Raw genomic sequence first — 7,975 nt, forward strand, 5'->3', positions numbered from 1 at the left:
CCGCACGGCGCTGCGCGCCTCACCCCCGGATGAACGCCTCCACTCAGCCTGCCGACGGGGCGGGTGGATCAAAATCAAAAGCGAGGCGGCCTACCGGCCGGCCTGATCGGATTTGGTTCGTGTAGGAGCTGCCGAAGGCTGCGATCTTTTGATCTTGCGCTTTAAAATCAAAAGATCGCAGCCTCGTTGCACTCGACAGTTCCTACACAGGAGGTGCGACCGGATGCATGCGCAGGCCCTTACTTCCGGGCCTTGAGGATCACGAACTTCGGCGTGGCCGCAACCTGTTCGACGCCGCGGAACAGCCGCGCCAGTTTGCTGTGGTAACCCAGGTGGCGGTTGCCGACGATGTACAGCGCACCGCCCACCACCAGTGCTTCCCGGGCTTGCTGGAACATCCGCCAGGCGAGGAAGTCGCCGACTACTTGTTGCTGGTGGAAGGGTGGGTTGCACAGCACTACGTCCAGCGATTGCGGTTCCTGTCCGGCCAGGCCGTCGCCGGGCCGGACGATCACTTCACGTTCGCCCAGGGCCGCACGCCAGTTTTCTGCGGCCGATTGCACGGCCATGAAGGATTCGTCCACCAGCGTGTAGTGGGCGTCGGGGTTTTGCAGGGCGCTGGCGATTGCCAGCACGCCGTTGCCGCAACCGAGGTCGGCCACGCGTGACGTTCCAAGGTTTTTTGGCAGGTGTGGCAGAAATGCCCGGGTGCCGATGTCCAGGCCTTCGCGGCAGAACACGTTGGCGTGGTTGAGCAGTTCGATGGCGGGCGCGTCGAGGCGATAGCGGGTGGGGTAAGGGGAGGTGGCGGGCGCCTTGTCTTCGGCGGTGGCAATCAGCAAGCGGGCCTTTTTCACGGCCAGCGATGCCTGGACCGGGCCGATGTAGCGTTCGAGCAGATCACCCGCGGCGCGTGGCAGGTGCTTGATCATCGCGGCGGCGACTACTTGAGCGCCGGGTGCCAATTGGCCTTGCAGGCGGATCAGTTGCTCTTCCAGCAGGGCCAGGGTTTTCGGCACCCGGATCAGCACGCGGTCAAAGGGGCCGGTCGCCGTTTCGCTGGCAGGAATGGCCGGCACCGCGTCGAATGCCTGGCCGTTACGGGCCAGGTTCTTCTCCAGTCCCTGAAAGGCCAGGAATGAATCGCCACTGCTGGTCACCTTCACCTTGCCCACCAGGCTGGCGGCCAATGCGCCGAAACTGTCGTTGAGCACCAGCACCCGCGTATCGATCGAAGGCTGCTGTTCGGCCAGATGGTTGAGCAGGTATTCGTCCGCCGCGTCGAAGGCCTGCAGCGGTTCGTTCTGCTGTTCGGGTTGGCGGATCAGGTCGAGGCTGGCGAAAGGTGTTTCGAGCAAAGGCATGGGGCGGGCTCTGGATAATCAAGCTCAGGGGAATAATCCCGCGCCCAGGGGCGTTGTGGCGGGCGGGGTCGTCCGAGTGTACTGCGTCGTGGAAGGCTCACACGTCATCACTCAGGAGGAACCGCGGATGGTACGTTTTTTTGAGTCGGATTGCCCGCAGGTTTTTCGCCTCAGCGCATCGTGTCGCTGTCGAGATAGCCCGCCTTGGCGGCGGCGATCACGGCCGAAACCTTGTTGTTGACCCCCAGTTTGCGGATGGCTTCCTGGACATGGAAGTTCACGGTACGCGCGCTGAGATTGAGAATTCGGGCGCTCTCGTACGCGGTCTTGCCCGCCGCCGCCAGGTTCAGTACGTCGATTTCCCGCGGCGACAAGTGGGTCCCGCCGTTCTTTTCCGGCTGCCTGGGCACCGCCTGGGCGACCAGGCTATGCAAGTGGCGGCCGATGAAGGTGGTGAAGCCAAGGTTCTCGTACAGCTCCCATGCGCTGATCGGGCAATGACTCCTGGCCACGCTGACAATGCTGCACAAGCCGCTGTCTTCGTCGTGCACCGCCTGGGACCAGCCGTGCTGTATGCCTTGCTCCTCGAGCGCGTCCCAAATCCAGGGGGTGTTGCCAAACAGATCCTCGCTCCAGAGAACCGGCAGCGTTGTTTGATTGCAATGAGCCACTATCGGGTCGGTGACGACAAGTTTCTTTCTCTCGTACTCGCGGCTCCAGGCAACGGGGTAATTGTTGTACAGCAGGGTGTGGAACTGCTCTGTTTTTGTCGGGCAAGTGGTTGAAAAGGCAAAAAATTTGAAGCCCATATTCTTCACGAAATTAAGAGAGCTCTGGAAGGCATTCCCAAGTTCGGTTGTAGAGGATATTTGTTCAAGTTGCGACTCCTTCCACCGTTCCATCATGGAGCTCCAAATGTGTTTGGTCTATATGGTTAATTGGATCCAGAGTGTTTGCGATTGGATTGTAGGAGAGATCCCACAACTGTGTTGAGTTTTTTTTGAATTTATATCGAGGGAAAAGTTGGGTGTCCGGTTCTATCGTGGATATTTCTGAAATCAGACATTGAATGTCATCATTAATATTAATTGCCCGGTTACTAATAGGGTGATGTCATATAGCTATTATTTGTATGTAGAAATGTTACAACTAAATGATAGGCATCTGCCCTAAAGACACCACAAATCACCAGTGTTTATGCGGCGCGCTTTGCGAGACACTGCGGCCATGATTTCCCTGGAGCCGCACATGACCGTCAGTGAAGAGAAATTTACTCGCCAGACCCTGCTCGACGTCCAGCCGTTGACTCCGAACCTGTTCACCCTGCGCGCCACCCGGGATCCGGGCTTCCGCTTCCGTGCTGGCCAATTTGCCCGCCTGGGTGTGACCAAGGCAGATGGCAGCACCGTGTGGCGTGCCTATTCCATGGTGTCGTCGCCCTTCGACGAGTTCCTTGAGTTCTTCTCCATTGTCGTACCGGACGGCGAGTTCACCAGCGAACTGAGCCGACTCGGCGTCGGCGATACGTTGCTGGTCGATCGCCAGGCTTTCGGTTATCTGACCCTCGACCGTTTTGTCGATGGGCGTGATCTGTGGCTGTTATCAACCGGCACCGGCATCGCGCCGTTTCTGTCGATCCTCCAGGACTTCGAGGTGTGGGAGAAATTCGAACGCATCATCCTGGTCTACAGCGTGCGCGAAACCCGTGAGCTGGCCTATCAGGAGCTGATTGCAGAGCTGGCGCAACGCGAGTACCTGGCGGAACATGCGCACAAGTTGCAACTGATCAACACGGTAACGCGGGAACAGCATCCCGGAGCGCTGAACGGGCGGATAACCACGCTGATCGAGAATGGCGAGCTGGAACGTGCGGCAGGGGTGGCGCTGACACCGGAACACTCGCGGGTCATGCTATGCGGCAATCCGCAGATGATCGACGACACGCGTAAACTGCTGAAGCAGCGTGACATGCACTTGAGCCTGAGCCGCCGGCCGGGGCAGGTGGCTGTAGAGAACTTCTGGTAAAGGCCCCATCGAAAACCTGTAGGCGCCGAGCTTGCTCGCGATGGTCGTCAACGATAACGCTGACAGCCTGACACACCGTGGCGCGCTCAGGTGCATCGCGAGCAAGCTCGCTCCTACAACAGATCAGGCGTCAGCTTTCAGGGCTTGTTGTTCTGGGCCTTGAGCAGGTCGCGAATTTCCCCCAGCAACTCTTCTTCCTTGCTTGGAACCGGCGGCGCAGACGGTGCGACCGCCTCTTCGCGCTTGAGTTGGTTGATGGCCTTGACGCCCATGAAGATCGCGAATGCGACGATCACGAAGTCGATCATGCTCTGGATGAATTTGCCGTACGCCAGCACCACGGCGGGGGCGTCGGCGGTCGCTGCCTTGAGCGTAATGGCCAGGTCACTGAAGTCCACGCCGCCGATCAGCAAGCCAATCGGCGGCATGATCACGTCACCGACAAACGAGGTGACGATCTTGCCGAAAGCCGCACCGATGATGATCCCGACGGCCATGTCGACCACGTTGCCTTTGACCGCGAAGGCCTTGAACTCATTGATCACGCCCATAGGTTATTTCCTTGTTACAGATGAGGTAGGTGAAGGCAGTGTAAATCAGCAAGGTGCATCCTGCTTGAAACGGCTGCCTGAGACGCTTGCCTGCAGTCGACCGGAGGGGCGTTGAAAAGTTTAAATCCAATGCACTCCAAAACGAGATGCCCATCTTTGGCATGGGACTGATGGACCAGATATGCCAACAAGCATTCTGATGTTTAGTTGTGCCGTGATTGGAAGATGGAAGATATGAGTTCAATGAAATAGGTGATTAATACCATCGGTATTATTTCAGTGGAGGCTAAAGTAAATGCTCTAAACTTGCGCAATGGGTTTGTTTTTTATGTGGATTAATAAAAGTTGAAGTTGGTCTATCTGCTAGAGATGGAGTTGTACGGTCGGAGTTTTGCTCTATAACTGTTGTACAAGATTTACCAGCATTATTCGTCCGCTAAAGGCAGAGTGTCTCGAGTTCCTTGTACAAGCCGGGTTCATTGGGTACTGCAGAAGCGTTCTGTTTATCCAAGACCGGTTCGTTTCCAACCTGCGCGTTACGGTGTATTACCGTGCGGGCTCATCACTCCCGCCTGCGTTATCATCGCGGTTTTTGCCGGGGGTTCAGATGGCCAAGGCCAAGCGTATGTATGGCTGCACCGAGTGCGGCTCAACCTTCCCGAAGTGGGCCGGCCAGTGCAGCGAATGCGGCGCCTGGAACACCCTGACCGAAACCATGGTGGAAAGCGGCGGGGCCGCGGCACCGAGCGGTCGCACCGGCTGGGCTGGCCAGCAGGCGCAGATCAAGACCCTGGCCGAAGTCAGTGTCGAGGAAATTCCGCGGTTCTCCACCGTATCCAGCGAACTGGACCGGGTGCTGGGAGGCGGTCTGGTCGACGGCTCGGTGGTGCTGATCGGCGGCGATCCGGGCATCGGCAAATCGACCATCCTGTTGCAAACCCTGTGCAACCTGGCCAAGAGCATGCCGGCGCTTTACGTCACCGGCGAAGAATCCCAGCAGCAAGTGGCCATGCGTGCCCGTCGTCTGGGTCTGCCACAGGATCAATTGCGGGTCATGACCGAAACCTGCATCGAATCCATCATCGCCACGGCCCGTCAGGAAAAGCCCAAGGTCATGGTGATCGACTCGATCCAGACGATTTTCACCGAACAACTGCAATCGGCGCCGGGCGGCGTGTCCCAGGTGCGCGAGAGCGCGGCCTTGCTGGTGCGCTATGCCAAACAGAGCGGCACGGCGATCTTCCTGGTCGGCCACGTGACCAAGGAAGGCGCGCTGGCCGGTCCCCGGGTGCTGGAGCACATGGTCGATACCGTGCTGTATTTCGAAGGCGAGTCCGACGGGCGTCTGCGGCTGCTGCGGGCGGTGAAAAACCGTTTCGGCGCGGTGAACGAGCTAGGCGTGTTCGGCATGACTGACAGGGGGTTGAAGGAAGTCTCCAACCCTTCGGCGATTTTTCTGACACGTGCTCAGGAAGAAGTACCGGGCAGTGTTGTCATGGCAACGTGGGAAGGCACCCGACCGATGCTGGTGGAAGTCCAGGCGCTGGTGGATGACAGCCACCTGGCTAACCCGCGTCGGGTGACCCTGGGGCTGGATCAGAATCGTCTGGCGATGTTGCTGGCGGTCTTGCACCGTCACGGCGGCATTCCGACCCATGACCAGGACGTGTTCCTCAACGTGGTCGGTGGTGTGAAAGTGCTGGAGACGGCTTCGGATCTGGCGTTGATGGCGGCGGTGATGTCGAGTTTGCGCAACCGGCCGTTGCCTCACGATCTGCTGGTATTCGGTGAAGTCGGCCTGTCCGGCGAAGTGCGCCCGGTGCCCAGCGGGCAGGAGCGCCTGAAGGAAGCCGCCAAGCACGGTTTCAAGCGCGCCATCGTGCCTAAGGGCAACGCCCCGAAAGAAGCGCCGCAAGGCCTGCAGATCATCGCCGTCACACGCCTCGAACAGGCCCTCGACGCGCTATTCGAATAACCGCAAATCCCAATGCAGGAGCTGCCGAAGGCTGCGATCTTTTGATTTTCAAGATCAAGAGATCGCAGCCTTCGGCAGCTCCTGCAGATAGGGCGTTCAGATTTCGATCAAAGCGCCCAGTTCCCGCTCAAGCTCCTGCGGATCCCCCAGATTGAGCTCGATCAATCGCCGCAAACGCTCGATGGATTCCAGGCTGATGTGGTGGCAGACGAATCCCAATTGCCCATGGTCCTCATGGGTCAACTGCACGTCCATTTCGATATCGACGTCGTCGCTCAGATGAATGTCGATGAAAAAGTCCTGCTGCGGATCGCCCAGCCACGGTTCGGGCCGCTGGATCAGCAAGCCCTTGAGTGACAGGTCGATCAGCTTGACCGGCCAGACGAATTCCCCCTGGCTCAGCTCGGTCCGGGCATCGAATGCGATACGTTTGAATTGGCGACGATCGACAGGGTGCTCGCTCATGGCGCTATCCTCTGGATGTTCGCTGACTATAGACCCGCATTGTCAGAATCTGCCAGCCAGAGCGAGGCTCCAGACCAACGTTGGGTATGGTCTTTACCGTCAGGAGAGCTAAACTCGGGGTGGCTGTCCTTCTGTCCACTCTGGCTGGAATAAACAAATGAAAAATAATAATAGCCCGCTACGCCATCTACCCTGGCTGGTGCTGGCAATCCTGGGCGCGTGCGCCCTGGGTGTAGTCGCATTGCGCAGGGGCGAGGCGATCAACGCCTTGTGGATTGTGGTCGCTGCCGTGGCCATCTATCTGGTCGCGTACCGCTACTACAGTCTGTTCATCGCTAACAACGTGATGCAACTCGATCCGCGGCGGGCCACCCCCGCCGTGCTCAACAATGATGGTCTGGACTACGTTCCTACCAACAAACACATCCTCTTCGGTCACCACTTTGCCGCCATTGCCGGCGCAGGTCCCCTCGTCGGTCCGGTCCTGGCGGCGCAAATGGGCTATCTGCCCGGCACGCTCTGGCTGATCGCCGGTGTGGTGCTGGCTGGTGCGGTGCAGGACTTCATGGTTCTGTTCCTCTCCACCCGCCGCAACGGACGTTCGCTCGGTGACATGGTGCGCGAGGAAATGGGCCGCATCCCCGGCACCATCGCGCTGTTCGGCTGCTTCCTGATCATGATCATCATCCTTGCGGTGCTGGCGCTGATCGTGGTCAAGGCCCTGGCTGAAAGTCCGTGGGGGATTTTCACCGTGATGGCGACCATCCCGATCGCGATGTTCATGGGCATTTACATGCGCTACATCCGCCCGGGCCGCATCGGCGAAATCTCGGTGATTGGCGTGCTGTTGCTGCTGGGCTCGATCTGGCTGGGCGGGCAGATTGCCGCTGACCCGGTCTGGGCCAAAGCCTTTACCTTCACCGGCGTGCAGATCACCTGGATGCTGATCGGCTACGGTTTCGTTGCCGCCGTGTTGCCGGTTTGGCTGATCCTCGCGCCTCGTGACTACCTGTCGACGTTCCTGAAAATCGGCACCATCGTCGCCCTGGCGATCGGCATTCTGGTCACCATGCCAGAGCTCAAAATGCCGGCCCTGACCCAGTTCGTCGATGGCACTGGCCCTGTGTGGAAGGGCGGTCTGTTCCCGTTCCTGTTCATCACCATCGCCTGTGGCGCCGTGTCAGGCTTCCACGCGCTGATCTCCTCCGGCACCACGCCAAAACTGCTCGATAACGAAGTGAACGCCCGTTACATCGGTTACGGCGGCATGCTGATGGAGTCCTTCGTGGCGATCATGGCCATGGTTGCCGCTTCGGTGATCGAGCCAGGCGTGTATTTCGCCATGAACAGTCCGGCGGCGGTGGTCGGCGGTGATGTTGCTTCGGTGGCGGCGGCGGTCAGCAGTTGGGGCTTTGCAATCACCCCCGAAGCGCTGCAGGCCGTGGCCCATGACATCGGTGAAACCACCATCCTGGCCCGTGCCGGCGGTGCGCCGACCCTGGCGGTCGGTATCGCGCAGATCCTGCACAGTGTGCTGCCAGGCGAGAACACCATGGCGTTCTGGTACCACTTCGCGATCCTGTTCGAAGCGCTGT

Annotated in this window: 7 protein-coding genes; 3 read left to right on the forward strand and 4 right to left on the reverse strand. The window is 59.1% G+C overall.

The annotated features are described in order from the left end of the window. Window positions 1–239 precede the first annotated feature (239 nt). Both HNO86_RS29870 and HNO86_RS29875 read right to left on the reverse strand, forming a co-directional pair. Complete coding sequence (locus HNO86_RS29870) at window positions 240–1,364, reverse strand: class I SAM-dependent methyltransferase (RefSeq protein WP_175380531.1); 1,125 nt, start codon at window positions 1,362–1,364, stop codon at window positions 240–242. Window positions 1,365–1,534: 170 nt separating this feature from the next. Further along, window positions 1,535–2,266 carry a LuxR family transcriptional regulator gene (locus tag HNO86_RS29875; protein WP_175380532.1) on the reverse strand — a complete coding sequence of 244 codons (732 nt, stop codon included), beginning with the start codon at window positions 2,264–2,266 and terminating at the stop codon, window positions 1,535–1,537. 346 nt (window positions 2,267–2,612) lie between these two features. Between HNO86_RS29875 and HNO86_RS29880 the strand changes: the two genes are divergently transcribed. Then, window positions 2,613–3,389: a ferredoxin--NADP reductase gene (locus tag HNO86_RS29880; RefSeq protein ID WP_175380533.1), complete on the forward strand. Its 777-nt coding sequence runs from the start codon at window positions 2,613–2,615 to the stop codon at window positions 3,387–3,389. A gap of 137 nt (window positions 3,390–3,526) precedes the next feature. On the opposite strand, the gene mscL is transcribed toward HNO86_RS29880, so the two are convergent. Continuing rightward, entirely contained in the window at window positions 3,527–3,940 is a 414-nt protein-coding gene (mscL, locus tag HNO86_RS29885; RefSeq protein WP_175380534.1) for a large-conductance mechanosensitive channel protein MscL, read from the reverse strand. Window positions 3,941–4,547: 607 nt separating this feature from the next. Here mscL and radA point away from each other — a divergent pair. Next, window positions 4,548–5,915 (forward strand): DNA repair protein RadA, encoded by a 1,368-nt coding sequence (gene radA, locus HNO86_RS29890; protein ID WP_175380535.1) that lies wholly within the window; start codon window positions 4,548–4,550, stop codon window positions 5,913–5,915. A 96-nt stretch (window positions 5,916–6,011) separates the two neighbouring features. On the opposite strand, the gene HNO86_RS29895 is transcribed toward radA, so the two are convergent. Beyond that, window positions 6,012–6,380: a PilZ domain-containing protein gene (locus HNO86_RS29895; RefSeq protein WP_175380536.1), complete on the reverse strand. Its 369-nt coding sequence runs from the start codon at window positions 6,378–6,380 to the stop codon at window positions 6,012–6,014. A gap of 157 nt (window positions 6,381–6,537) precedes the next feature. Between HNO86_RS29895 and HNO86_RS29900 the strand changes: the two genes are divergently transcribed. Next, on the forward strand, window positions 6,538–7,975 hold a 1,438-nt coding region (locus HNO86_RS29900), incomplete at its 3' end, for a carbon starvation CstA family protein (protein WP_175380537.1).

Origin of the sequence: Pseudomonas sp. C1C7 (assembly GCF_013359595.1) — a bacterium.
In the GTDB taxonomy this organism is placed as follows: domain Bacteria; phylum Pseudomonadota; class Gammaproteobacteria; order Pseudomonadales; family Pseudomonadaceae; genus Aquipseudomonas.